The organism is Luteimonas endophytica (assembly GCF_029887875.1).
GTDB lineage: Bacteria > Pseudomonadota > Gammaproteobacteria > Xanthomonadales > Xanthomonadaceae > Luteimonas > Luteimonas endophytica.
Genome location: NZ_JARXRM010000024.1, coordinates 1 through 24,829, shown reverse-complemented (window position 1 = coordinate 24,829; position 24,829 = coordinate 1). Strand labels below are relative to the sequence as shown.

16 protein-coding genes and 1 pseudogene are annotated in these 24,829 nt (G+C 72.6%); 12 read left to right on the top strand and 5 right to left on the bottom strand.

The features are described 5' to 3' along the window. Positions 1-78 precede the first annotated feature (78 nt). The 3 genes from QFW77_RS05380 to QFW77_RS05370 are packed head-to-tail and all read right to left on the bottom strand — an operon-like array spanning position 79 to position 4,154. A complete protein-coding gene (locus tag QFW77_RS05380) occupies positions 79-1,716 on the bottom strand; it encodes a carboxylesterase/lipase family protein (RefSeq protein WP_280573333.1) in 1,638 nt (545 codons plus the stop codon). Beyond that, positions 1,713-2,789 (bottom strand): alpha/beta hydrolase, encoded by a 1,077-nt coding sequence (locus tag QFW77_RS05375; RefSeq protein WP_425603283.1) that lies wholly within the window; start codon positions 2,787-2,789, stop codon positions 1,713-1,715. The genes QFW77_RS05380 and QFW77_RS05375 overlap by 4 nt, the downstream gene beginning before the upstream one ends. 15 nt (positions 2,790-2,804) lie before the next feature. Further along, a complete protein-coding gene (locus QFW77_RS05370) occupies positions 2,805-4,154 on the bottom strand; it encodes a pectate lyase family protein (RefSeq protein ID WP_280573331.1) in 1,350 nt (449 codons plus the stop codon). Between the two features lie 107 nt (positions 4,155-4,261). Here QFW77_RS05370 and QFW77_RS05365 point away from each other — a divergent pair, with 107 nt between their 5' ends. The 10 genes and pseudogenes from QFW77_RS05365 (at position 4,262) to QFW77_RS05320 (ending at position 16,863) form a co-directional block, all read left to right on the top strand. Then, on the top strand, positions 4,262-5,146 hold the full coding sequence (locus tag QFW77_RS05365; RefSeq protein ID WP_425603282.1) for a 2-keto-4-pentenoate hydratase: 885 nt from the start codon (positions 4,262-4,264) through the stop codon (positions 5,144-5,146). Continuing rightward, entirely contained in the window at positions 5,143-6,132 is a 990-nt protein-coding gene (locus QFW77_RS05360) for a TRAP transporter substrate-binding protein (protein ID WP_280573329.1), read from the top strand. Before QFW77_RS05365 ends, QFW77_RS05360 begins: the two co-directional genes overlap by 4 nt. Before the next feature lie 8 nt (positions 6,133-6,140). Continuing rightward, positions 6,141-6,659 (top strand): TRAP transporter small permease, encoded by a 519-nt coding sequence (locus QFW77_RS05355; RefSeq protein WP_280573328.1) that lies wholly within the window; start codon positions 6,141-6,143, stop codon positions 6,657-6,659. 1 nt (position 6,660) lies between these two features. Continuing rightward, positions 6,661-7,944 (top strand): TRAP transporter large permease, encoded by a 1,284-nt coding sequence (locus QFW77_RS05350; protein ID WP_280573327.1) that lies wholly within the window; start codon positions 6,661-6,663, stop codon positions 7,942-7,944. A 647-nt stretch (positions 7,945-8,591) separates the two neighbouring features. Then, positions 8,592-10,085: pseudogene (locus QFW77_RS05345) on the top strand (family 43 glycosylhydrolase); the annotation flags it as partial. Between the two features lie 53 nt (positions 10,086-10,138). Continuing rightward, positions 10,139-11,197, top strand: a complete 1,059-nt coding sequence (locus QFW77_RS05340; protein WP_280573325.1) for a LacI family DNA-binding transcriptional regulator — start codon at positions 10,139-10,141, stop codon at positions 11,195-11,197. Between the two features lie 260 nt (positions 11,198-11,457). Continuing rightward, entirely contained in the window at positions 11,458-12,306 is an 849-nt protein-coding gene (gene kduI, locus QFW77_RS05335) for a 5-dehydro-4-deoxy-D-glucuronate isomerase (protein ID WP_280573323.1), read from the top strand. A gap of 163 nt (positions 12,307-12,469) precedes the next feature. Beyond that, positions 12,470-13,228, top strand: coding sequence for a 2-dehydro-3-deoxy-D-gluconate 5-dehydrogenase KduD (kduD, locus tag QFW77_RS05330; RefSeq protein WP_280573322.1), 759 nt, complete (start codon positions 12,470-12,472; stop codon positions 13,226-13,228). Between the two features lie 107 nt (positions 13,229-13,335). Continuing rightward, entirely contained in the window at positions 13,336-14,463 is a 1,128-nt protein-coding gene (locus QFW77_RS05325) for a cupin domain-containing protein (RefSeq protein WP_280573320.1), read from the top strand. A 69-nt stretch (positions 14,464-14,532) separates the two neighbouring features. After that, positions 14,533-16,863, top strand: coding sequence for a ligand-binding sensor domain-containing protein (locus QFW77_RS05320; RefSeq protein ID WP_280573318.1), 2,331 nt, complete (start codon positions 14,533-14,535; stop codon positions 16,861-16,863). Here QFW77_RS05320 and QFW77_RS05315 read toward each other — a convergent pair. After that, a complete protein-coding gene (locus QFW77_RS05315) occupies positions 16,860-18,632 on the bottom strand; it encodes a sensor histidine kinase (RefSeq protein ID WP_280573316.1) in 1,773 nt (590 codons plus the stop codon). The two genes, QFW77_RS05320 and QFW77_RS05315, sit on opposite strands and share 4 nt — an antisense overlap. Then, positions 18,616-19,356 carry a response regulator transcription factor gene (locus QFW77_RS05310; protein WP_280573314.1) on the bottom strand — a complete coding sequence of 247 codons (741 nt, stop codon included), beginning with the start codon at positions 19,354-19,356 and terminating at the stop codon, positions 18,616-18,618. Before QFW77_RS05310 ends, QFW77_RS05315 begins: the two co-directional genes overlap by 17 nt. A 569-nt stretch (positions 19,357-19,925) precedes the next feature. Between QFW77_RS05310 and QFW77_RS05305 the strand changes: the two genes are divergently transcribed. Both QFW77_RS05305 and QFW77_RS05300 read left to right on the top strand, forming a co-directional pair. Next, positions 19,926-24,518 (top strand): isopeptide-forming domain-containing fimbrial protein, encoded by a 4,593-nt coding sequence (locus tag QFW77_RS05305; protein WP_280573312.1) that lies wholly within the window; start codon positions 19,926-19,928, stop codon positions 24,516-24,518. Between the two features lie 14 nt (positions 24,519-24,532). Then, the coding region (locus QFW77_RS05300; protein WP_280573311.1) for a hypothetical protein at positions 24,533-24,829 on the top strand (297 nt) is incomplete at its 3' end.

The window sequence follows — 24,829 nt, the reverse complement described above, 5'->3', positions numbered from 1 at the left end:
CTTGGGAACGGTGGTCGTGGACCGATGGCGGGCGAGAGGCGGGCGGGCATCGGCGAGCCGCCCGGCAGGATCGCCGCCCTACATCGTGCCGCGCTGGATGAACGGAGCGCGCTGGTACAGCGCACGCTCGGCACCGCGCGGATCGTGCTCTAGCCGGGGGGCGGCGCCGAAGACCATCGTCTCGCGGCGCGCGAGCGAGTAGGGCGTCCAACCGGCGGTCGCGCCGCTGCGCGGGTCGCCGTCGCGCGCGAATGCGAGCAGCGCACCGCTCATCGCGTCGGCGACCCGCCGCGCGTCCGCTGCCGTTCCGGTCCGCGATCCCGGTCGGGCGATGTTGTCGAACACCAGCGGGATGTCGAGCGTATGGAACGCGCGCAGGCGCCGGCCCTCGTCGGTGTCGGGGTACCAGTCGAGCTGATAGGCCCAGGTCGGGGCGGCGCCCTGCGCCTGGCGCGCGCGCGCCTCCGCCTCCTCCACCGCGCCGCGCCAGGAGCGCCCGGCGGTGGTGGCGGCGAAGAACACTTCCGACGGGGTGTAGTCGGGATACAGCCGCCGGTACTCGGCGACCACCACGCCCGGGTCGAGGTCGACGTACTGCTGGGTGCGCAGCTTCGCCGGCAGCGACTCCCAGGTCAGGGCGAAGTTGTCCGCGTCGCCGCCTAGGAAGGCGCGGGTCTCGTCGCGGGTGTTGCCGATCACCATCGGCACGTCCGCCGACTGCGGCGGGGCATCGGGCCAGAACGGATGCCGCGGCAGCGAGACGGTATCGACCACCGGGCCGAAGTACAGGCTGCTGTCCTCCACCCGCGACGGGTCGCGCACCGACTGCGCATCGAGCAGTGCCTGCAGCGGCAGGGTGCGCAGCCGGTCGAGATCGGCCGGCGCGATCGCGAGCGCGTCGAGGAACAGCTGCGCGCGCTGGGTCGCCGCGCGCGGCCCGGCCGCGGTCACCTGCTGGCCGCTCATGGTCCAGGCGCGATGGAACAGGCCGCGCGCGGCCGGCATCGCCATCAGCGTGGCGATCTTGGCGCCGCCCCCCGATTGCCCGAACAGGGTGACGTTGCCGGCGTCGCCGCCGAACTCGGCGGCGTGTTCGGCCACCCAGCGCAGCGCCTGCACCAGGTCGAGCTGGCCGACGTTGCCCGAGTGCGCGAGCGACGCGTCGCCGAGGTCGCGCAGGTAGAGATAGCCGAAGGCGTTGAGCCGGTGATTCAGCGTCACCACCACGACGTCGCCGCGCCGGCACAGGTTGCCGCCGTCGTACAGCGGGTCGCTGCCCGAGCCGTTGTCGAAGCCGCCGCCGTGGAGGTAGACCAGGACCGGGCGGCGGGCGCCGTCGCGCAGGCCCGGGGTCCACACGTTGAGGAACAGGCAGTCCTCGCTGCCCGGGCCTGCGGCGCTGCGCTGCGGCGCCGGCGCGCCGTAGGCCAGCGCGTCGCGCACGCCGCGCCACGGTGCCTCCGGCAGGCCCGGCTGGAAGCGGCGCGGGGCGGTGTCGGCGCCATAGGGCACCCCGCGGAACACGTGCACGTCCTGCTCGATCGCGCCGCCGATGCGGCCGCCGCGGGTGCGCGCGGTGGTGGTGCGCGCCGGGGTCGCGAATGCCGCCGGCGCCGGCAGCGCGGCGGCGGCCGCCACCGAGACCGCCGCGCCGAGCAGTCGGCGGCGATGCGGGTCATGGGGCCGCTGTAGAAAGCCCGGGGGGAAACCGTTCATGGGCGGGCCTGCTCCTGGATCCAGTCGATGGCGAGCCGCGGCCAGGCCGCGAGGGCGCCGTGGGCCGCGCGCGTGCCGAAGCCGTGGCCGCCGCGGGGAAAGACATGCAGGGAAGCTGGCACCTCCGCGCGCAGCGCTGCGGCGTGGATCGCCAGGCTGTTGGCGACCGGCACCGCGTCGTCGTCCTGCGCGTGCAGCACGAACAGCGGCGGCGTGTCCGGGCCCACGTGGAGGTCCGGCGAGTAGCGCCGCTCGCGCGCGCGGACGTCGCCGTTCCCTGCCGAGGCGTCGAGGATCTCCCGCCGCGAGCCGGCGTGGGCGACGTCCGGCGCCATCGAAATCACCGGATAGACCAGCAGCGCGAAATCCGGGCGTGCCGACCGGCGGTCGATCCCGTCGACCGGGGCGTATGCGGCCGTTCGCGCGGTCGCCAGCCGCGCGGCGACGTGGCCGCCGGCGGAGAAGCCCATCACCCCGACGCGCTGCGGGTCCAGGCCGAGCGCGGCGGCGCGTTCGCGGATGATGCGCAGCGCCCGCTGCGCGTCCGCCAGCGGGGCGTCGGCGCCCTCGAGGTGGCCGTCGCCCGGCAGGCGGTAGCGCAGCACGAACAGGGTGATGCCGGCGGTGTCGACGAAGTCGGGCACCAGCGCGGTGCCTTCCTTGTCGAGCACGACCCGCACGTAGCCGCCGCCGGGGATCACCAGCAGCGCGGTGCCGTGACCGCACGGGGGGCGCTGGCGACCGCCGTCGCTCCCGCAGGCGGGCGCGTACACCGCCAGGTAGGGGTCGCGCACGTGCTCGATGAAGCGGTCGGGCACCCGGGGATCGGCGCTGCGTTCGACGATGCGCTGGGCCGGGACGCCGGCCGTGCCCGCGCCCGCCCCGGCGGCGGCGGATCGCGCCGGCCACAGCGCGATCCGCGATGCCCGTTCCTGCGCGGTTTCGGCGCCCGGCGCCCACCCCTGCGCGCCCGCGGCCACCGGCGGCAGGCACAGCGCGAGGGCGAGCGCCACCGCGCGGATGCGCCCATGCCGCCAAGGCCGCCGTTGCGAACGCGAAGCGCCGCCCGTCATCGTTCCGCTCCGGCGCTAGCGCAGCGGTTCGCCGCGCGGCAGCGGGCGCAGCGGCTCCATGGTCTCCAGGTCCCAGTCGGCCTCGACGAACGGCTGGCGGGTCTGGGCATGGTCGGGATAGCCGCCGACCGCCCGCTCGCTGTCGATGATCGCGCCGCGCGCCTCGATGACGTCGGCGACGATGCGCCGGTCGATCTGGTCGCGGTCCCAGGGGCGCGCGCCGGCGTCGGCGATCACCGCATCCTGCACCCGGGCCGCCGGCAGCGGCTCGACGCCGAACGGCAGGTCCGGCGCCCGCCGCAGCCGGACCAGCCCGGCCGGCGCCGTGGTGTAGCGGCCGGTCTGCGGCAGCGGTTCGCCGATGCGGTCGACCACCAGGTTGTCCTCGGCGTACAGTTCCACGTCGCCGGAACCGCCGAGCATGAAGAACGCCAGCTCGCCGGTGTCCGGGCCGGCGCGCATCACGTTGCCGCGCAGCACCATCTGCCCGGGTTGGTAGGGCTGGTGGCCGATCCACTCCTCGGCGATCAGGTTGTAGTGCACCGCCTTCTGGCCGGGGTTGTAGATCAGGTTGTTGATCACCTGGCCGCGGGCGCCGCCCTTAAACAGCGGGTTGCGCTCCATGTTGTGGGCGTACAGGTTGCCGACGATCAGCACGTCGTTGACGTGGTCGTGGATCAGCGAGCCCTTGGAGTGCTCGCCCTTGGGGTGTACCGAGTCGGCCAGGCCCTCGGCGAGGATGTTGTTGCTGAAGGTGATCCGCCGCGATGCGTTCCGCAGCCATTCCTCCGGGGTCTCGCCGGCGAAACGGGTGCTCGAGGCGGAGAGGTTCTCGTCGGTGGCCCAGGTCAGCGAACAATGGTCGACGATCACGTCGCGGGCGCCGCGCACCGTGGTGATGGCATCGAAGTCGGGGCCTTCGCGCTTGGCCCGCCCGGCCTCGCCGGGGCGCACGCGGATGTGGCGCACCACCACGTCGTGGGCGGCGATCACCAGGCCGCCGCGGATCAGGGTGATGCCGGGCTGGGGCGCGGTCTGCCCGGCGATGGTCAGGAAGGGCTCGTCGATGCGGACCGTCTCGACCCCGAGATCGATCACGCCGCCGACTTCGAACACCACGATGCGCGGGCCGGTGGCCTGCACCGCCTCGGTGAACGAGCCGGGCCCCTTGGCGTCGAGGGTGGTGACGCGGATGATCCGCCCGCCACGCCCGCCCGGCGTGTGCGCGGCCCAGCCCTGCGCCCCGGGGAACGCCAGCGCCCGGTCGGCGGCGGGCGCCGCGTGCGCCGGCGCGAGCAGCGCGGCCGCGAACAGCATGGCGAGGACGCGCGGCAGCATCGCCGGCGCTGGTGTGATCGACTGCATGGTCTCCCTCCGGATCGTGGAACCGCCGTCCGTGCCGCCAGCTTATGCCGCACTGCACATTGAAAATGACACCGGTTTACCATATACGAACATCGGAGGGCGGCGCCATGTGCACCGCAACATCGGCAGGCAGGGAGAACACGGACTTGAGCAACGGCAACGACAGCGCGGCGAACGCTCCGCGCCAGGGACAGGACGCGGAGGCGATCGCCGGCGCGTTCGTGCGGGCGCGGCTGGCGGGGGCGGCGCTGCCGGCGTTCCCCGGCGAGATTCCCGCGGACCTGGTGGCGGCCTACGCGGTGCAGGACCTGGCGATCGCGCGGTGGCCGGACGAGGTGGTGGGCTGGAAGGTCGGCTACATCCAACCCGCGCGCCGCGACGGCTCCGGCGACGAGCGCCTGCTCGGGCCGATCTTCCGGCGCAACCTGTGGCAGGTCGAGGACGCGGCGCGGCCGGTGGAGCTGCCGGTGTTTTCCGGGGGCTTCGCCGCGGTCGAGGCCGAGTACGTGCTGCGGCTGCTGGAGGACGCGCCGCCGGACCAGACCGACTGGACCCCGGAGCAGGCCGCGGCGCTGCCCGCCAGCCTGCACACCGGCATCGAGATCGCCAGCAGCCCGCTGGCCACCATCAATGCGCTCGGCCCGCGCGTGGTGGTCTCCGATTTCGGCAACAACAACGGGTTGGTGATGGGCCGCGAGATCCACGGCTGGCGCGGCATCGCCGAGGCGGACCTGGTGGCTTCCACCTGGATCGAGGAAGAATGCGTCGGCCGCGGCGGCGCCACCACCCTGCCGGGCGGGCTGCTGGCGGCGTATGCGTTCGCGCTGTCGCGCTCGGCCCGGCGCGGCCGCCCGCTGCGCCGCGGCGAGCTGATCGCGACCGGCAATGCCACCGGCATCCACGACATCGCAGTCGGACAGGCCGCCCGGGTGGAGTTCGAGCAGTGCGGCACGATCGAGGGGCGCGCGGTGGCGGCGCGGGAGCGGACGTGATCGACAGGCGCCGCTTCCTTGCCGCCGGACTCGGCGCTGCCTGCGCGCCGCTGCTGCCGCGGTCCGCGCAGGCGGGTGCGCCGGGGCGGCTCACCGCCACCGACGTGCACGTCGACGGCTACCCCACCGTCGAGGCGGTGAAGTGGATCGGCCAGGTCCTCGAGCGCGAGACCGGCGGCCGCCTGCGCATCCGCCTGTACCACTCCGGCCAGCTCGGGCGCGAATCGGAGGCCATCGACATGGCGCGCTTCGGCGCCATCGACATCACCCGGGTCTACAGCGGCGCGCTCAACAACGCCTTCCCGCTGACCGAGGCGCTGTGCCTGCCGTACGTGTTCGACTCGGTGGCGCATCTGCGCCGCGCACTCGATGGCGGGGTCGGCCGCGCGGTGCTGGACGGCTTCGCCGCGCGGGGCCTGATGGGGCTGGCGGTGTACGACTCCGGCGCGCGCTGTTTCTACAACACCCGGCGCGCGTTGCGCAGCCCCGCCGACATGCGCGGCCTGAAGTTCCGGGTGCCACTCTCGGACATCTTCATCCGGCTGCTGCGGCTGTTCGGCGCCAACCCGACGCCGCTGGCGTTCGGCGCGGTGTTCTCGGCGCTGGAAACGCGGCTGATCGATGGCGCCGAGAACAACATGCGCAGCTTCCACTCCAGCCGTCATTTCGAGACGGCCGGCTACTGGTCGGAGAGCGAACATTCCTACGCGCCCGACATCCTGCTGATCTCGCGCCGCAGCCTGGACGCGCTGGCACCGTCCGACCGCGAGCTGCTGGTCGAGACCGCGCGTGCGTCGGTGGCGGTGATGCGCGAACTCTGGGACGCCTCGGAGAGCGCCGCGCGCGAGGCGGTCGCCGCCCACGGCGTGCGCTTCAACGACGTCGACCACGCCGCCTTCCGCGCCGCGGCCGCGCCGCTGCTCGACGAATACCTCGCCAAGCCGGACATCGCGCCGCTGTTCCGCCAGATCCGCGCACTCGCCTGAGGAGCACGATGAGCCACCCAGCCCCCGATCCAGCCCCCGCCCCGTCCCCGCTGCAGCGTGCCCTTGGGCGCCTGTCGTCCGCCGCCGTCGCCGTCGCCGGGGTGGCGATGCTCGGCCTGGTCGCCGTGCAGGGATGGCAGGTGTTCGCGCGCTACGTGCTCAACGATTCGCCCAGCTGGACCGAGCCGGTCACCCTGCTGCTGCTGAGCACGGCGATGAGCTTCGGCGCCGCCGCCGGCGTGCACGAGCAGCGCCACTTCCGCTTCCACCTGCTGGCCGAGGCGATGCCGGTACCGCTGCGGCGCGCCAGCGAGGCGATCGCGGCGCTGGTGATCGTGGCGATCGGTGCCACCCTGGCGTGGTGGGGCGCGCGGCTGCTGCTGGACGGATTGGACATCCGCATGGCCGGGGCGCCGCTGCCGCAGAGCATCGGCTTCCTGCCGCTGGCGCTGGGCGGGCTGCTGATGGCCGGGTTCGCGCTGCCGCGCCTGGCCGCTGCGTTCGCCGCCGGCGAAGGCGGGCGCTGACATGGCGATCGCCCTGCTGTTCTTCGGCTTCATCCTGCTGCTGCTGATCGGCGTGCCGGTGGCCTATGCGCTCGCCGCCGCCTCGCTGCTGGCGCTGCTGTACCTGGACCTGCCCTCGGTGGTGCTGGTGCAGCAGGTCGGCGCCGGCATCGGCACCGCCTCGCTGATCGCGATTCCGCTGTTCATCTTCGCCGGCGAGATCATGATGCGCGGCGGCATCTCCGAGCGCCTGATCGCGCTGGCGGCGGCGCTGGTCGGGCGCATCCGCGGCGGCCTGGGCCAAGTCAGCATTCTCTCGTCGCTGTTCTTCGGCGGCGTGTCGGGCTCGGCGATCGCCGACGTGTCGGCGGTCGGCGGCACCATGATCCCGCAGATGGTCAAGCGCGGCTACGACCGCGACTTCGCGGTCAACGTGAGCATCACCGGCGCGCTGGTGGCGCTGCTGGTGCCGCCCTCGCACAACCTGATCCTGTATTCGGCCGCGGTCGGCGGCGGCATCTCCATCGCCGACCTGTTCGCCGCCGGCATCCTCCCGGCGCTGCTGATGACGCTGACGCTGATGTTCACCGGCTATCTGGTGGCGCGCCGGCGCGGCTACGGGGTGGAGGCGTTCCCGGGGATGCGCGCGGTGCTGCTGCGGCTGGTCTCGGCGCTGCCGGGGCTGGGCCTGGTGGCGCTGATCTTCATCGGCATCCGCGCCGGCGTGTTCACCGCGGTGGAGAGCGCGGCGGTGGCGGTGGTCTACGCGCTGCTGGTGACGGTGGCGATCTACCGGATGCTCGACTGGGCGGCGTTCCGCCAGGCGGTGGCGCACGCGGCGCGCACCACCGGGGTGATCCTGTTCGTGATCGCCACCGCGGCGCTGTTCGGCTGGCTGCTGGCCTACCTGGAGGTGCCCGCGGCGGCGGTGGAGCTGATCGGCGCGCTCGCCGACAACCGCTACACGGTGCTGCTGGTGATCGCGGCGATCCTGCTGCTGCTGGGGACCTTCATGGACCTGGCGCCGATGATCCTGATCTGCACGCCGATCTTCCTGCCGGTGGCGAAGGCCTTCGGCGTGGACCCGCTGCACTTCGGGGTGGTGCTGGTGCTGGCCGGCGGCATCGGCCTGGTCACGCCGCCGGTGGGTTCGGTGCTGTTCGTCGGTGCGGCGATCGGCAAGATCGGCATCGGCGAGTCGCTCAGGTCGATCTGGCCGTTCTGGCTGGCCGCGCTGGCGGTGCTGCTGGTGGTCACCGTGTTTCCGCAGCTGTCGCTCTGGCTGCCGGCGCTGTTCCGGGCCTGACGCAGCAGCGCCCGCGCCATCCCGCGCGCGCTCCCGCAGGAGCATCCGACGGACGCGAATGCCCGCGGCCTGGCGGCTGCGGTGATGCGGGACGGCTTCGGTGGCGTGGCGGCGAGGCCCGGCACCGACCGCGGCGCCGGCTTTCGCGGGCGTGGCCCGCTCCTGCGAAGGCGGGGGCCTGCGCGGCGCTCCCGTAGGAGCGACCCATGGACGCGAAGGCCCGCGTGCCTTGGTGGCGGTGGTGATGCCGCATGGCGTCGGTGGCGTGGGGCCGATATCCGGCGCCGGCCTCGCGCCGGCCTTCGAGGGCGTGGCCCGCTCCTGCGCCACGACGGGAGCACCTTGCACGCCGCCGGCGGGCGGGATGGTGCAGCGCACGATGGCGGCCGCGCGGGGGCTTTGCTAGGGTCGGATGACTATCGGTGTCATCGGCGCGAAGCCGCGCCGTGGCGCCGCCGTTAGCGCTACCATCCGACCGAGGAAAACGCATGCTCCCTAGGACCCTCCCCGCCGCCGTCCTGCTGGCCAGCCTCGGCTTCGCCGGCCCGGCGGCGCTCGCAACGGATGCCGCTGCGGCGACGCCCGCCCCGGCTGCCGGTCCGGTCGCCCGGGGCGCTTCGCCGGGCTCCGCGCGCGGCGGCGCGCCCGAGTGGGCGCGCGGCATCGAGGGCCAGCGCCAGGCCGACCTGGGCGACGGCAGCTTCCTCAACCCGATCCTCGCCGGCGACCACCCCGACCCCTCGGTGCTGCGCGACGGCGACGACTACTACCTCACCCTGTCCTCGTTCGACGCCTATCCGGGCCTGCCGCTGTGGCACTCGCGCGACCTGGTGAACTGGCAGCCGCTCGGCCATGCCATCACCACCAGCGTCGGCTCGATCTGGGCGCCGGACCTGGTGCGCCACGAGGGCCGCTACTACATCTACTTCCCCGGCCGCACCGACGCGGGCCGGAGCAACTACGTGGTCTGGGCCGACGACATCCGCGGCCCGTGGAGCGAACCGGTCGACCTGCACCTGCCCGACCACATCGACCCCGGCCACGCCGTGGGCGAGGACGGCAGGCGCTACCTGTTCCTGAGCGGCGGCGACTACGTGCAGCTGGCCGACGACGGCCTGGCCACGGCCGGCGAGGTGAAGCACGTCTACGACGGCTGGCGCTACCCGGAGACGTGGGTGGTCGAGAGCTACTCGCAGGAAGGCCCCAAGATCACCCGGCACAACGGCTGGTACTACATGATCACCGCGGTCGGCGGCACCGCCGGGCCGCCGACCGGGCACATGGTGATCGTGGCCCGCTCGCGCTCGATCCACGGCCCCTGGGAGAACGACCCGGACAACCCGGTGGTGCGGACCGAGTCGGCGGAGGAGCAGTGGTGGTCGCGCGGCCACGCCACCCTGGTCGAGGACGCCGCGGGCAAGTGGTGGATGATGTACCACGGCTACGAACGCGGCTTCTGGACGCTGGGCCGGCAGGCGCTGCTCGATCCGGTGGCGTGGACCGGCGACGGCTGGTTCGAAGCGCGCGGCGGCGATCTCGGCCAGCCCCTGCCCAAGCCCGCCGGAGCGCCGATCGGCCGCCACGGCATGGCGCTGTCCGACGACTTCGAGGGCGACCGTCTCGGCCACCAGTGGGCGTTCTACTCCCCCGGACCCGACGAGATGGCGCGGATCTCGTTCGAGGACGGCGCGCTGGTGCTGCAGGGCAAGGGCAACGCGCCGCGCGACGCCTCGCCGCTGACCGCGATCGCCGGGGACCGGGCCTACCAGGTCGAGGTGGAGATGGAGATCGAGCCGGGCGCGGTCGGCGGGGCGCTGCTGTTCTACAGCGACCGGCTGTACGCCGGGCTGGGCTCCAACGGCGAGGACTTCATCATGCACCGCTACGGCGAGGAGCGCCCGGCGCGCCTTGCGCCCGGCCCCGGCGGGCGGCTGTGGCTGCGCCTGACCCACGACCGCCACGTGCTGACCATCCACCACAGCCGCGACGGCCGGGCCTGGGAGAAGTACGGCGTGCAGATGGAAGTCTCCGGCTACCACCACAATACCGTGGGCCGGTTCCTGTCGCTGCGGCCCGGCGTGTACGCCGCGGGCGAGGGCCGGGTGCGTTTCCACGATTTCCGCTATCGCGCGCTCGACTGAGGCGAAGGGCTAGAATCGAACGCTTGCACTTCCACCGGCACGGAACCCGCCGAATGCCCGTATCCAAGACATCGAAGCAGGGCGCCACGTCGCAGGGACCCACGCGGGCGGCGACGATCAACGACATCGCGCGCCTGGCCGGGGTGTCGAAGAAAACGGTGTCGCGGATCATCAACCATTCGCCGCTGGTGCGGAAGGACACCCGCGAGAAGGTCGAGGCGCTGATGCGCGAAGTCGGCTACTCGCCCGATCCCATGGCACGCGGGCTGGCGTTCCGGCGCTCGTTCCTGATCGGCATGGTCTACGACAATCCCACCGCCCAGTTCATCGTCAACATGCAGTACGGCGCGCTGGACGCGCTGCGCGGCTCCGGGTTCGAACTGGTGGTGCACCCCTGCGACAGCCGCAGCCCGGGCTACATCGACGGGGTGCGCCGCTTCGTGCAGCAGCAGAAGCTGCACGGGGTGATGCTGGTGCCGCGCGTGTCCGAGGACCAGGCGCTGGCCGACATGCTCGACGAGATCGGCTGCCGCTATACCCGCATCGCCGCGGTGGCGATGGACGACCACTCGCGCATGGTCATCACCCACGACCGCGATGGCGCCGCCGAGGCCGCCGACTACCTGCAGACCCTGGGCCATCGCGACATCGCCCTGATCACCGGCCCGGCCAGCTACCGCTCGGCGATCGAGCGCACCGGCGGCTTCGTCGACGCGCTGGCCAGGCGCGGCATCGAGCTGCCGAAGGCGCGCATCGTGGAGGCGGGCTACACCTTCGAATCCGGCGTGGCGGCGGCCGAGAAGCTGCTGTCCGGCAAGCGCCGCCCGACCGCGATCTTCTGCGGCAACGACGAGATGGCCGCGGGCGTGTACCGGGTGGCGCTGCGCGCCGGCATCAGCATCCCGCGGCAGCTGTCGGTGGTCGGCTACGACGACAGCCCGCTGGCCTCGCGGCTGTGGCCGCCGCTGACCTCGGTGCGCCGCGACACCCGCGACACCGGCCGGGTCGCCGCGGCGATGCTGATCCAGGCCGAGGAGGGCGCGGCCGCGCGGCCGGTCGCCAGCGTCCGCCCGCACCTGATCGTCCGCGACTCCTGCCAGCCGCCGGGCTGAGCGGGCCGCCGCTTCGCAGGAGCGACGTCGGCAGGAGCGGGCCATGCCCGCGAAGGCCGGCGCCATGCCGCAGAAGCCATGCGGCCTCAGCGGCGCGTCGGCCCACGCGGGCCCAGCGTCCCCGGGACGCTTCTGCGGTTCCGTGGTTCCGTGGCGATGCTGCGCCGCGATATGACACCGGTTACCAAGCCGCGTAGAATCGGCTCATCCACCCACGGAAGCGGCCCGCTCGCGGGCCCATCGGCACGGGAGACTCCCCGATGTACCAGAAGACCTACCACGCCACCCACCCAGGCGTGATGCACGGGATCAGCAACGACGAACTGCGCGATCTGTACCTGCTCGACGGCCTGTTCGCCGCCGACGAGGTGCGGCTGAGCTACACCCACTACGAGCGATTCGTGATCGGCGGTGCCGCCCCGGTCGGCAAGACCGTGTCGCTGCCCAGGCAGACCGAGCCGGAGTCGGCCAAGGGCCATGCATTCCTGGAACGGCGCGAGCTGGGCATCGTCAACGTCGGCAGCGGCGCCGGCACCGTCACCGTCGACGGCACCGCGCACGCGCTGGCGCCCAAGGACGGCCTGTACGTGCCGATGGGCAGCGAGCAGGTCGACTTCGCCTCCGACGACGCCGGCAGCCCGGCGCGCTTCTACCTGGCCTCGACCCCGGCGCATGCGCGCTACGAGGTCAGGCACATCTCGATCGACCAGGCCGTGCCGCTCGAGCGCGGCGCGCTGGAGACCAGCAACGAGCGCACCATCTACCAGTACATCGTGCCGGCCACCTGCAAGTCCTCGCAGCTGCTGCTCGGCCTGACCATCCTCAAGCCGGGCAGCGTCTGGAACACCATGCCGCCGCACCTGCACGACCGCCGCTCCGAGGTGTATTTCTACTTCGACCTGGGCCAGAACGACCGCGTCTACCACTTCATGGGCCGGCCCGACGCGCAGCGCCACATCGTGGTCGCCGACGGCGAGGCGGTGGTGTCGCCGCCCTGGTCGATCCACATGGGGTCGGGCACCAGCAACTACTGTTTCATCTGGGCGATGGGCGGCGAGAATCTCGACTACGCCGACATGCACGTACTCGACATCTGCCAGCTGAAATAGCTCGACGGCCTCTCCCGCCCCCGCGGGCGGCGCGGGCCGGCTGCTCCAGTCCCTCCCTCCAACGGCGCAAGCCGCGACGGACCGGGCCGGCCGCTTCGCGACGTCTCCGCGGGGGATTTTCTCCACCAGCGGCCGCGTTGGCGGCCATGCAGGAATCGACGCCATGACCCACCCTTTCGACCTCGGCGGCCGCGTGGCGCTCGTTACCGGCGCAAATACCGGCCTGGGCCAGGGCATCGCGGTGGCGCTGGCCGAAGCGGGCGCCGACGTGGCCGCGGTCGGCCGCAGCGCCCCGGCCGAAACCGAAGCGCGGGTGGCCGCGCTCGGCCGCCGCTTCGCCTGGATCGAGGCTTCGCTCGACACCCACGCGCCGGTGCAGGGCGTGGTGGACGCGGCGCGCGAGCGCCTCGGCGGCATCGATATCCTGGTCAACAACGCTGGGACCATCCGCCGCAACGACGCCCTCGACTTCACCGAGGACGACTGGGATGCGGTGATGGGCGTGAACCTGAAAACCCTGTTCTTTCTATCGCAGGCGGTGGCGCGCGGCTGGGTAGCGGGCAAGCGTGGCGGCAAGATCATCAACATCGCCTCGATGCTGTCCTTCCAGGGCGGCATCCGCGTGGCCTCCTACACCGCCAGCAAGTCCGCGGTGCTCGGCGTGACCCGGCTGTTGGCCAACGAATGGGCGGGCAAGGGCATCAACGTCAACGCCATCGCGCCGGGCTACTTCGCCACCAACAACACCGAGGCGCTGCGCACCGACCAGGCCCGCAACGCGGCGATCCTGGACCGCATCCCGGCCGGCCGCTGGGGCGAGCCCGCGGACCTGGGCGGCGCCGCGGTGTTCCTGTCCTCGTCGGCGTCCGACTACGTCCACGGCGCGGTGCTGCCCGTGGACGGCGGCTGGCTGGCGCGCTGAACGGTCGCGCTGCGATGCACGCGCCCCGGATCTCCTTCCGCCTCGTGGAGCGGAGCAAGCTCCGCTCCACGGTGGGAGGACGGCGCCCGCTCGACGCTGGCGGGCCCATGCGGCGGTGGCTGCCGGGGCTGCTGCTGGCGGCGTGCGCGGCGCTGGGCGCGCACGCCGAAGCCGCGCCGCGGCGGGTGTTCATCGCCGGCGACTCCACGGCCGCCGAGTACGGCCCCGAGCGGGCGCCGCAAGCCGGCTGGGGCCAGGTCCTGCAGGGGTATCTCGATCCGGGCGCGTACGAGGTCCGCAACCATGCGCGCGGCGGCCGCAGCGCCCGCAGCTTCATCGAGCAGGGCTTGCTGGATCCCGTCGCCGAGGGGTTGCGCGAAGGCGACGTGCTGCTGGTCCAGTTCGGTCACAACGACGCCAAGTTCGAGGATCCCGCCCGCTACAACGAACCCGAGCGCGCCTATCCGCAGTGGCTGATGCGCTACGTGGCGCTGGCGCGCGAGCGCGGAGCCACGCCCATCCTCATCACCCCGGTGGCGCGGCGGTTGTTCGACTTCGGCGCGCTGCTGGACACGCACGTGCGCTACAGCGAGGCGGTACGGACGCTGGCTCGCCGCGAATCGCTCGCGCTGATCGACCTGGATACCGCCAGCCGCGACTGGCTGCGCGCCCTGGGCGATGAGGCCTCGAAGCCGTACTTCATGCACGTGCCGGCGCAGGGCAAGGCCGACGACACCCATTTCAGCACCGCCGGCGCGACCCAGGTGGCATGCCTGGTCGTGCGCGAGTGGAAGCGCCTGGATCCCGAACTCGCCCCGCACGTGATACGCGATACGGACTGCGGCGCGCCGCCGGATGCGTTGGCGCTCCGGGCGTCCCAGCCGCGGCCTTCCGGGGTGCTGCGCGCGGCCGATGTGGCCGCCGTGTCGCAGCCCGGCCCGCACGGCGGCCCCGGTCCGACCACCGCGTGGCCGTACTTCGCCGATGCCGAAGGGCTGCCGTTCGCGTTCCGCAAGCGCGTGCTGCACCCCGGCGCCGGCATCGGCCTGCATCCGCACCACAAGGACGAGGTGTACTACGTCCTGTCCGGGCGCGGCCGGTTCGTGCTCGATGGCGAAGTGCACCAGGTCGGCCCCGGCGACGCCATGCTCACCCGCCCCGGCAGCACCCACGCCCTGCAGCAGGACGGCGACGCCGACCTGGAGATCCTGATCGTCTACCCGACCACGCCGTAGCGCCCGCGCGCGCCGGCGCGGCCGCATCCGGCAGAATGCCCGTGGACCGGGCTGGCCGGGAGGCTCACGTTGGGACTGCACCTGCTGCTGATCGGACTCGCGCTGCTGGCGGATGCGCGGCCGTCGCCGAGCGTAGCGACGCCCGAATACCGGATCGTGCCGCGCTACTTCACCGCCGACGACGGTCTTCCGCAATCGGGGGTGAACGCCATCGTGCAGAGTGCCGACGGCTACCTTTGGATCGGCACCTTCGGCGGTCTCGCCCGCTTCGACGGCGAGCGTTTCGAGGTCTTCCGGGCGCACACCGGCGCCGCCAGATCCGCTGCCGGCGGCCCCGGCAGCGACCGGATCCTCGCCCTGTACGAGGACGGCACCGGCCGGCTGTGGATCGGGACCCAGGACGCGGGCCTGAGCGTGTTCGAGCGCGGCGCGTTCCGGCATCTGCCCGTCTGCGGCGGGGGCTGCGAGGTCTACGACATCCTGCAGACCCGGGACGGCCGGGTGTGGTTCACGAGCGACGAAGGGCTTTTCCGGTTGGAGCCGGGCGGAGGACGCGCGGAACGGCTCGCCGATACGCGGGATGCGCACCATCTGGAGACCGACGGCGAAGGCCGCCTGTTGGTCGGCGGCCGGGAAGGACTGCATCTGCTCGAGGGCGACCGGCTGCGGCCGGTGCAGCCGCCGCATCCACGGGCCCGGATCGAGATGCTCGAAGCGGAATCGGGCGATACGCTGCTGGTGGCGACCGATCGCGAACTGTACCGCTACCACGTCCGACGCCGGCGGTGGGAGGCGCTCGGGATCGAGGGCGCGATCTACGCCACCCGGGACGACGACGGCCGATGGTGGGTGTCGCGCACGGCCAGGCAGGTGGTGCGGCAGGACGGCGCGGGCGGCTGGCAGGAGGTTCCGGAACTGGACGGGGTGGGCGTCAGCAGTTTGGCGTCGGACGATGAAGGGAACCTCTGGATCGGCGGCAGCAGCCGCGGTCTGCTGCGCCTGCGCGAGCCGCTGTTCGGCCTCTTCGGCGAGACCCAGCTCGGCACCGGCCGCCCCGGGCGCGCGGTGGTCGGCGACGGCCGCGGAGGCATGTGGTTCGGATTGGCCTGCAGCGGCCTGCGCCACTGGCAGGAGGATGGGCGGCTGCGCACCGTGGAGTTGGCCGACGCGCTGAGCACCGACTGCGTCGCGAGCCTGCTGCTGGACCGCGACGACACGGTCTGGGTCGGGAACAACGATGGGCGACTGGCGAGGGTGGTCGACGGCCGGGTGGAGCAGGTGGCCGCCTTCAAGCCCGGGTCCTCCGTCGGCATCTGGCAGCAGGCCAGCGGCAGCTACCTGGTCAGCGCCGGGCGCTCCACCTATCGGCTCGATGTCGACGCCGCGGGCCGGGCGCGAACGCCGCGCCGGATCCTGATGCTGGAAGGCATCGCGATCAATCAGGTGGTCCCGTCGCACCGCGGCGGCAGCTGGTTCGTGGGCGATCACGGGGCGCTGCGCCTGGTGGACGATGCGATCGTCGAGCGCTGGACGCCCGCGGAGGGGCTCTCGTCGCGATTCGCGCGGGCTCTCTACGAGGACCCTGAGACCGGCGTGCTCTGGATCGGGACCTACGGCGGAGGGTTGAACCGGATCGCCTACGGCCAGGTGCGGCACTACGATCGGGGCAACGGGCTGTTCGACGACACGGTCTCCTGCATCCTTCCAGACGCCCGCGGCCGGCTCTGGCTGGGGGGCAACCGCGGCGTGACGCTGCTGCCTTCCCCGCAGGCTTCGGGCGAGGAGATCGCCTCGGTGGGCTACGCGGCCAGCGACGGGCTCGTCCCCGCCGAGGTCAACGGCGGCGTGCCCGCGGCCTGCCATCGCGACGCCCGCGGACGGCTCTGGTTCTCGCTGGTCGAGGGCTTCGCGTTCGTGGACCCGGCGTCCGTGGTGAACGGGGCACAGGCGACATTGCGGCCGCACATCGAGCACGTGGCGGTCGCCGGAAGCGCCCGGGAACTCGACGGCTCGACCTTGGAACTCGCGCCGTTCGCGCGCAACCTGGAGATCCGCTACACCGCCATCAACCTCAGCCAGCCGCAGAACACCCGTTTCCGCTTCCGCCTGTCCGGCTTCGACGAGGACTGGGTGGAGGCGGGAAGCAACCGCAGCATCCTCTACCCGTCGGTGCCCTGGGGGCGGCACCTGTTCGAGGTGCAGGCGAGCCTGCAGGGCGGGGCGTGGTCGCTTCCTGCCAGCCTGCGGATCAGCCACCCGCAACCGTGGTACCAGCGCCCTTGGATCTGGACGCTCGCCACGGCGCTGGGGTTGCTGGTGCTGGTGGGCAGTACGCGGGCCGGACGCGAGGAGCCGGAGTTGCCGCGCACGCGGCGTAGGCCTCCTGCGGCGCCGACCTAGGCCAGTGCGCCGGTGGCGCTGGCCGGCGCGGGGACGTCGCCCCGCCCGAGCGCCTCGGTCAGCCGCTCGGCCGAGAACGGGGCCGCCAGCGGCACGATGCCAGCCGTCTCCGGCGCCGTGGCCCCCGGTTCGAGCAGCAATACGCGGCGGGCCGCCGGAAGCACGGCGCCGATCTGGCGCAGGAGCATCAGTCCGTCCGCATCCGCGAGCCGCCGCGCGACGAAGACGGCGTCGAATCCGGCCGGCCCCAGCACCCGCGCCAGCGCGTCGTCGACACCGGCGGCGGCGGCGACCTCGTAGCCCTGGGCCAGGAGCGTCGCGCCCAGCGCGCGCGCCGTCGCCTCATCGCCGGTCGCCAGCAGGATCCGGCGGCGGGTCGCGAGCGGGACCGCGGACGGTGTCGTCAACGGCAGCCAGAGCGTGAAACGGGTGCCCCGGCCGGGCGCGGTGTCGATCCCGATGCGCCCGCCGGCATCGGTCACGAAGCGGTGCACGATGCTCATGCCGATGCCGGTGCCGCTGTCGCGCGGCTTGGTGGTGAAGAACGGCTCGAACACCCGCCTCGCCACTTCGGCGGACATGCCCACGCCGGTGTCGGCGGCGACGATCACCGCATGGCCTTCCCGTTCCTCGACCGCGAGCGTGAAACGGCCGCCGTCGAGCATCGCGTCGCAAGCGTTGCTGGCGATATTGAGGAGGGCGAGCTCCAGCTCGTCGCGGTCCAGCTCCACCGGCAGCGCGCACGCGGCCGGTTCCAGGTGCACCTCGATCGAACGCGGAAACATCGGCTGGATCAGCGCGCGCGCGTCCTCGATGGCCTCGCCCAGATCGAAGCGCGTCACTTCGCCCACCCGGGTGCGGCCGAAGCTGAGCAGCCGGCGGGTGAGCATCGCGCCCCGGCGCGCGGCCTTGCGAACGCCCTCGACTCCGGTCGCCGGGGTCGCGACGCCGGCCGCCGCGGCGTCGGCATGGCCGAGGATGACGTTGAGGATGTTGTTGAAATCGTGGGCGACGCCGGCCGAGAGCCGGCCGATCGCCTCCATCCTCTGGGTATGCAGGAGGCGCGCGTAGGCCTGCTCCTTCTCCGCGATCTCGCGCTCCAGCTCGATGCAGGCCTCGTCCAGCGCCTCGCTGCGGCGCACGGCCTTCTGCGAGATCGAGATCAGGCGATCGAGGATGACCGCGAGCGCCAGGAAATTCAGCGCCGCCAGCAGCAGGTCCGGTACCACCTCCGCCGCCGCCGCACCGTTGTGGGCCTGCCCGGCATCGACAAGGGCGCCCACCATCAGGGCGGCTGCGTAGGCCGCGGCCGTCCACCACACCGCGGTCCTGCCCAGCAGCAGGCCGGCGAACAGCAGCGGCATCAGATGGGTCATCTGCAGGCCGGACTGCGCCTGCAGGCCGTAGGCCTGGTAGCTCAGGCCCACCAGCAGCATGCTTCCCGCCACCGTGGCGCCCGCCACCACCCGGTAGTGGCCGCGCTGCAGCAGCAGGAAGCAGATCCAGGCGCAGGCCCCGATCAGGGCGGTGCCGACGAACTCGCCGCTGACCGGTGCGGTGGCCGAGGTCGCGGCCATGACCGTGGCGGCGACGCCGATCACCACCAGGATCGTGCGCAGCATCAGCGCGTTGCGGCGGTCGGGATTGCGACGCTCCCGCGGCGGCGGCGTCTCGCCCGGGCGCACGGGACCAGGCGGTTCGTCGGGTCCGGCGGGAACCCCCGCGCCGATGGCGCACGCCCCGGCCGCGTGCTCAGGGGTTGAACGCATATCCGATTCCGCGGATGGCGAGCAGGGGCAGCGCCGTGCCGGTGGCGCGCTGTACCTTGCGCCGCAGCCGGTGCACCAGCATCTCCAGCCGGGGCGCGGCGAAACCGGGAACCTCGCCCTCCAGCGCTGCGACCAGGTCGTCGCGCCTGACCTTCGCCCCGCGCGCGCCGAGGAACGCCCCCATGAGCACCCGCTCGGCCGCCGAGAGCGTGACGCTTGCCCCGTCGGGCGTCAGCAGGCGCCAGCCGCCGTCGACCAGCCGCCAGGAAAGCGCAGCCGGCCCGGCGTTCGCCCCGCCGGCGCCGCCCGCTCTGCGCAGCACGCTTTCGACCCACGCGAGCAGCACGTCCGCCTCGATCGGCTTGCACAGATAGGCATCGGCGCCGTTGCCGAGCCCGCGGATGCGGTCGGCATCGCTATCCATTCCGCTGAGCACCACCACCGCCGCACGCGTGAGCTGCCGCAGATGCTGGATCGATACGAAGCCGTCCTCGTCGGGCAGGCCCATGTCGATGAGAATGAGGTCGTACGGGCGCGCCGCGAGATTGCGGTACATCTCCAGCGCCGAGCCGACCGCGGTACAGGCGTAGCCCGCCCCCGCGATCGTCGGCAGCAGGATCTCCTCGCGCAGCTGCGGATCGTCCTCCACCAGGAGCACGCGGTGGCGGTGACGCTGCCCGTGCACGGGCCGCTCGCCAACGCCGCTGCCCGCCCTGGCGCTCATGGCCTCCATTGCCACCGTCCCCGCTGCTCCGGCCCCGCGCGGCCGAGTCTCGGCGCGCGGATGCCGCATCTTCCCGACTGCCTCGACACGTCTCCTTCCCCCTACCCGAAGCGCCTGCTCCGGGGAACACCGTGCGGCTGCCGTGGCCCCGGCAGTCGCGTCGCCCGCGCAATCATGCCGCGGAAATGCTCGAGCGCGGGCAGAACAGCCCCGCCGCCACCTTGCACTTTATACCCGAAAGGCACCGTCTTCGCGCGTGCTGCCGGGTCGGCCGAGGCCTGAACAGGCATTCGCGCGGCGCCGTATGGCGCGAGCCGAAGCCGGATCGCCGGGGTCGCTGCCCACGGTGCCGACGAAGGAAATGAAATGCAATTCAAGGCAAGCATCATTTCCTTGTGATCGCGCTCACACCGCTCGTACATTGCGCCCCCGGCAGCGACCGGCGCGGGATCACCGAACTCCCTGCACGGCCCACGCACCCACGGTACCGGAAACGGTCGCGCGGTGGCGGGCCTGCCGGGCGCGGACGTGCCCCGGGCTGCCACTTCGTGTCAATCGAGGGAATCTGCGTGGCCGTCACGACCAAGTCCGAAGCAGCAATGCGCTGCCGCAAGAACGTCCTGTCGCTGATGCTGCTGCTGTCGGCGCTCGCCGGCGCGTTCGGCACCATGGCCGCGCTGGCGCAGTCGGTGGTGACCAACACCGCGACGGTCGCGCCACCGGCCGGCACCGCCGATCCCGATCCCGACAACGACAGCGACGACGCGGTGCTTTCGGTCGCGCCGCTCGCCGCCGCGTACGACTTCTGCCCGGCCGGACCGGGCGCGATCTTCAGCCTCGTCAACGGGGTGGGGATCTGGCGCTACGACGCCGGTGCGGGCGCGGACGCGGCGGTTCCCGAACTGGACGCTGCGATCTCCGGCGACCTCAACGGGTTGATGATCGACCCGGTCCGCAACCGCCTGCTGTTCATCAGCCGCAGCGGCACCGATATCGTGCTGTGGGCCTACGACGCCGCCAACGGCGGCTGGTACCAGGCGGCGCCCGCGTTCTCCGCGCCCGACTTCCCGCGCGCCGGCATGACGTCCGGCGGCGTCGGCTACCTGATCGCCGGCAACAACACCACGCCGGAGGTCTGGGAGGTCACCGCCGACCCGACCCCCGGCAGCTTCGGTTACGCGGTGAACAACATCGGCAACCTGAGCTACGACCAGGCGCCCAGCAACACCAGCTCGGGCGACATCGCCTTCGACGGCAACGGCGTGGCCTGGCTGTCGGCCGGCGTCGATCTCTACAAGGTGGACCTGGCCGGCGGCAGCCTGGTCGCCGAGCGCCAGGTGCGGCCGCTGCTCAACGGTGCGCCCAGCGGCATCAACTGGGCCGGCGTGGCGTTCGCCGCCGACGGCACGCTCTACGTGGCCGACAACACCGCCAGCAGCGCCTACTACGCCTACGACCCGGCCACCGGCGTGCTGACCCAGGCGGTGAGCACCGGCGCCGGCGGCTCGCGCGATCTCGCCTCCTGCGCCTTCCCGGTGCTGGCCGATCCGCAACTGTCGGTGGCCAAGACCCTGGCCGAAGTGAACGGTGCCGCGCCCACGCCGGGCGCTCCGGTGCAGGCCGGCGACGTGCTGACCTATGCGATCACCGTGGCCAACACCGGCGGTACCGTCGGCACCCTGTTCGAGGGCGACGTGGTGGAGACGCTGCCCGACGGCACCGCCTACGTGGCCGCCGGCAACGACTTCACCTGCGCGGGCAGCAGCTGCCCCAACTCCGGCGCGTTCAACATCGCCGCCGGCGCCGACGTGACGCTCGACTTCGTCGTCGAGATCGACGAGCCCCTGCCGCCCGGCGTGGACAGCATCGCCAACGCGGTGACCGTCGTCGGCGTTGACTGCGACGCCCCTGGAAACGACTGCGAGGAAACCACGCCGATCGGTTCGGCGGTGGCGGTGGTCAAGAGCGCCGAGCCGGCGACCGGCGCGTCGGTCGCCGCTGGCGACACCATCACCTACACCCTGACCGCCACGATCCTGGGCGGCGCGACCACCGGGCTCTTCGAGCTCACCGATACCCTCGACGCCGGGCTGAGCTTCGGTGCGGTGACCGACGCCGGCGACTTCGCCTGCACCGGCGCGCTGCAGTGTTCGCTGCCGACCGGCACGGTGCAGGGTACATACACGGTGACCTATACCGCGACGGTCGATGCCGACGCCACCGGCACCGTGGGCAACAGCGTCGCCATCACCGGCGATGGCGGCGACCCGGATCCCGAGTGCACCACCTGCAGCACCACCCACGGCATCGGGCTGCCGGTCATTTCCACCGTCAAGAGCGCCGATCCGGCCGATGGCAGCCGGGTGCAGGCGGGCCAGTTGCTCACCTACACCTTGACCACCACGGTCGCCACCTCGGCGACGACCGAGCCGTATCTGCTGACCGACACGCTCGGCGCCGGGCTCACCCTGGTGGAAGTGACCGATGCCGGCGCCTATACCTGCAGCGATGCGCTGGTGTGTACGCTGCCCGCCGGCACCGTACCGGGTACCTACGCGGTTACCTACACCGCCACGGTCGACGCGGACGCCACCGATGCGGTCGCGAACAGCGTGGTCGGAGTGGGCGGCGGCGACCCGGATCCGGAGTGCACCGACTGCAGCACCGAGCACGACATCGCGCTGCCCGGGATCGCGACGGTCAAGACCGCCGATCCGGCCGACGGCGCCGAGGTCAGCGCCGGCGACGTCCTCACCTATACCCTCACCACCACGGTGGCGATGTCCGCCACCACCGCACCGTACGTCCTGACCGATACCCTCGGCGAGGGTCTCACCCTGCTGCCGGATTCCATCGAGGTTGGCGAGGGCGGCAGCTGCGAGCCCACCGGCAACGGTCTGGTCTGCACACTCGCGGCGGGCGCGCTGCCGGGCAACCATGTGTTCACCTACCAGGCCCGCGTCGACGCGGACGCGGTGGGCGCGGTTGGCAACAGCGTGACCGGCGCCGGCGGCGGCGACCCGGATCCCGAGTGCGCCGACTGCAGCACCGAGCATCCGCTGGCCGAGCCGGTGGTCACCGTGGCCAAGACCTCCGATCCGGGCGACGGCGCCGAGGTCCGGGTGGGCGACACCATCGTCTACACCCTGTCGGTGACGGTCGAGAATGCGGCCATCACCACGCCGGTGCTGCTGACCGACACCCCCGGGGCGGGGCTGACCGTGGGCGCGCTGCCCGCGGGATGCACCGGCGGCGACGGCGCGATCGTGTGCACGCTGGCGGCCGGCGCGGTGCCGGGCACCCATGCCTTCAGCTACCCCACGACGGTGGACGCCAACGCCGCGGGCGAGGTGACCAATGCGGTGGTCAGCGAGTACGGCGGCGCCATCGAAGCGGTCTGCCAGCCCTGCGGAACCAGCCACCGGGTGCTGGACGACACCGAGCTTCGCATCGTCAAGACCGCCGGGGTGCGCAGCGCGCGCATCGGCGACCTGGTGCGCTACACCCTGACGGTCGAGAACGTCGGCGTGGTGAACCTGGTCGGCGGCACCGTGGTGGACACCCCGCCGCAGGGCTTCAGCTACGTCGAAGGCTCGATGACGGTGGAAGACGGCGACGACGCCTTCGAGCTGGCGGCCGGGCGGCATCCGCTGGGCATCGGCGGGCTGGACATCGCGGTCGGCGAGCGGGCGACGATCGTCTACCTGCTGCGGGTCGGTGCCGGCGTGCGCCATGGCATCCAGGTCAACGAGGCGCTGGCGCGGAACGGTTCGGGCAACCCGATCTCCAACGTGGCCACCGCACAGGTGACGATCGAGAGCGACCCGCTGCTCGACGACAGCCTGGTGTTCGGCACGGTCTTCGACGACCGCGATGGCGACGGCTGGCAGGACAGCGCCGCCCTGAGCGGGGTGCGGGTGCAGGGCGGGTTCGCGCCGGGCGCCTACGTCGCCGGCTCCACCACCCTCGAACGCGGTGTCGGTACGGAGCCGGTGGCCGACGCCAGCGCGCCGCTGCTGCATGGCATCGAGGTGGGCCGCATCGCCGCGCGCCAGTCCGCGGCCGACCCGGCCGACGCGCGCCAGGTGGTGATCCGCCAGCGCCTGAACGAGGCCGCGTTCACCGACGACTTCGTGCTGACCAGCGACCAGGGCGTGACCGTGCGCATGGACGCCGCCGGCCGCACCACGGTCGAGCGGTCCGGCGCCGCCGCCAGGGGGCTGAACGCGGCCGAGCCGACGGTCGAGCGGCGCATCGCCCAGGGCGAGGGCGGAGTGGTGGTCGACTACGTGATCGGCAACGCCGGCATCGACGAGCGCGGCATCCCCGGGGTGCGCATCGCCTCGGTGGAGGGTCTGCTGGTCGAGACCGACCAGTACGGCCGCTATCACCTGCTCGACGTGCAGGGCGGCGAGCGCGACTACCGCAACTTCATCCTCAAGGTGGATCCGTCGACGCTGCCGCCCGGCACCGCCTTCACCACCGACAACCCGCTGCTGCGGCGAATCACCTCCGGCGTGCCGGTGCGCTTCGACTTCGGCGTGCAGTTGCCGGTGGTGGCGATCCCCGGCGGCAGCCACACCGTGGAGCTGAACCTGGGCGAGGTGATCTTCGCCCCGGACAGCGCCGAGGTGCGGCCCGAATACCTGCCGGCGATCGCGGAGATGGCCGGACAGGTGAATGCCCACGGCGGCGGGGCGGTCGCGATCACCGCCGACGGCGACAGCCAGGCGCTGGCCTTCGACCGCGCCGGCGCGGTACGCGACCTGCTGCTGGCGCAGGTCGCGCCGGAGCACCGCGACACGCTCACGGTGGAGGTGCGCACCGAGGTGCACGACGCGCTGGTGGCCGGGGTGAACCAGAGCGGGGCGCTGCTCGGCACGGTGCTGTTCGATACCGACAGCGCCGGGCTGCGACCCGAGTTCCAGCCGCTGCTCGACCGCGTTGCGGCGCGGCTGGAGCAGCTCGGCGGCGGCGCGGTGGCGCTGGTCGGGCATACCGACGCGCGCGGCAGCCACGCCTACAACGCCGAACTCGGCCTGAGGCGGGCGCGGGCGGTGTACCAGGCCCTGGCCGAACGATTGAGTCCAGAACTGCGCGCCCGGGTGCGCGTGGAATCCAGCAACGATCCGACAGCCCCTGTCGGTCCGGAAAGCAAGTGAGAGGGGGCCGGATCATGAAGATGAAGCTGCTCGATACCGCGCTGATCGGCATCCTGGCCGGCATGGCGTCCACCGCGCTGGCGCAGGAGGAAACCTCGGTGCCCGCCGCCACCGTGACCGACGCCACCGGCATGCCGGGCGCCGGCCAGCCCGCCACCCCGGCCGCGGCCGCGGGCGAAGCGCTCGACTGCGGCGCCGAGGGCTGCGTCTCGGACGAAGGCCTGGTGTTCAAGCTGCGCACGCGCAGCTACGACCGGCCGGTGACCGAGGGCACCACGGCGCAGTCGCCGTCCGAGGCGCTGCAGCCGGAC

What these genes read in the sequence shown, in the direction of transcription:
- QFW77_RS05380 (WP_280573333.1), bottom strand. Translation starts at nt 1,716, where the DNA reads ATGAACGGTTTCCCCCCGGGCTTTCTACAGCGGCCCCATGACCCGCAT.
- QFW77_RS05375 (WP_425603283.1), bottom strand. Translation starts at nt 2,789, where the DNA reads ATGACGGGCGGCGCTTCGCGTTCGCAACGGCGGCCTTGGCGGCATGGG.
- QFW77_RS05370 (WP_280573331.1), bottom strand. Translation starts at nt 4,154, where the DNA reads ATGCAGTCGATCACACCAGCGCCGGCGATGCTGCCGCGCGTCCTCGCC.
- QFW77_RS05365 (WP_425603282.1), top strand. Translation starts at nt 4,262, where the DNA reads ATGTGCACCGCAACATCGGCAGGCAGGGAGAACACGGACTTGAGCAAC.
- QFW77_RS05355 (WP_280573328.1), top strand. Translation starts at nt 6,141, where the DNA reads ATGAGCCACCCAGCCCCCGATCCAGCCCCCGCCCCGTCCCCGCTGCAG.
- QFW77_RS05350 (WP_280573327.1), top strand. Translation starts at nt 6,661, where the DNA reads ATGGCGATCGCCCTGCTGTTCTTCGGCTTCATCCTGCTGCTGCTGATC.
- QFW77_RS05340 (WP_280573325.1), top strand. Translation starts at nt 10,139, where the DNA reads ATGCCCGTATCCAAGACATCGAAGCAGGGCGCCACGTCGCAGGGACCC.
- kduI (WP_280573323.1), top strand. Translation starts at nt 11,458, where the DNA reads ATGTACCAGAAGACCTACCACGCCACCCACCCAGGCGTGATGCACGGG.
- kduD (WP_280573322.1), top strand. Translation starts at nt 12,470, where the DNA reads ATGACCCACCCTTTCGACCTCGGCGGCCGCGTGGCGCTCGTTACCGGC.
- QFW77_RS05325 (WP_280573320.1), top strand. Translation starts at nt 13,336, where the DNA reads ATGCGGCGGTGGCTGCCGGGGCTGCTGCTGGCGGCGTGCGCGGCGCTG.
- QFW77_RS05315 (WP_280573316.1), bottom strand. Translation starts at nt 18,632, where the DNA reads ATGCGTTCAACCCCTGAGCACGCGGCCGGGGCGTGCGCCATCGGCGCG.
- QFW77_RS05310 (WP_280573314.1), bottom strand. Translation starts at nt 19,356, where the DNA reads ATGAGCGCCAGGGCGGGCAGCGGCGTTGGCGAGCGGCCCGTGCACGGG.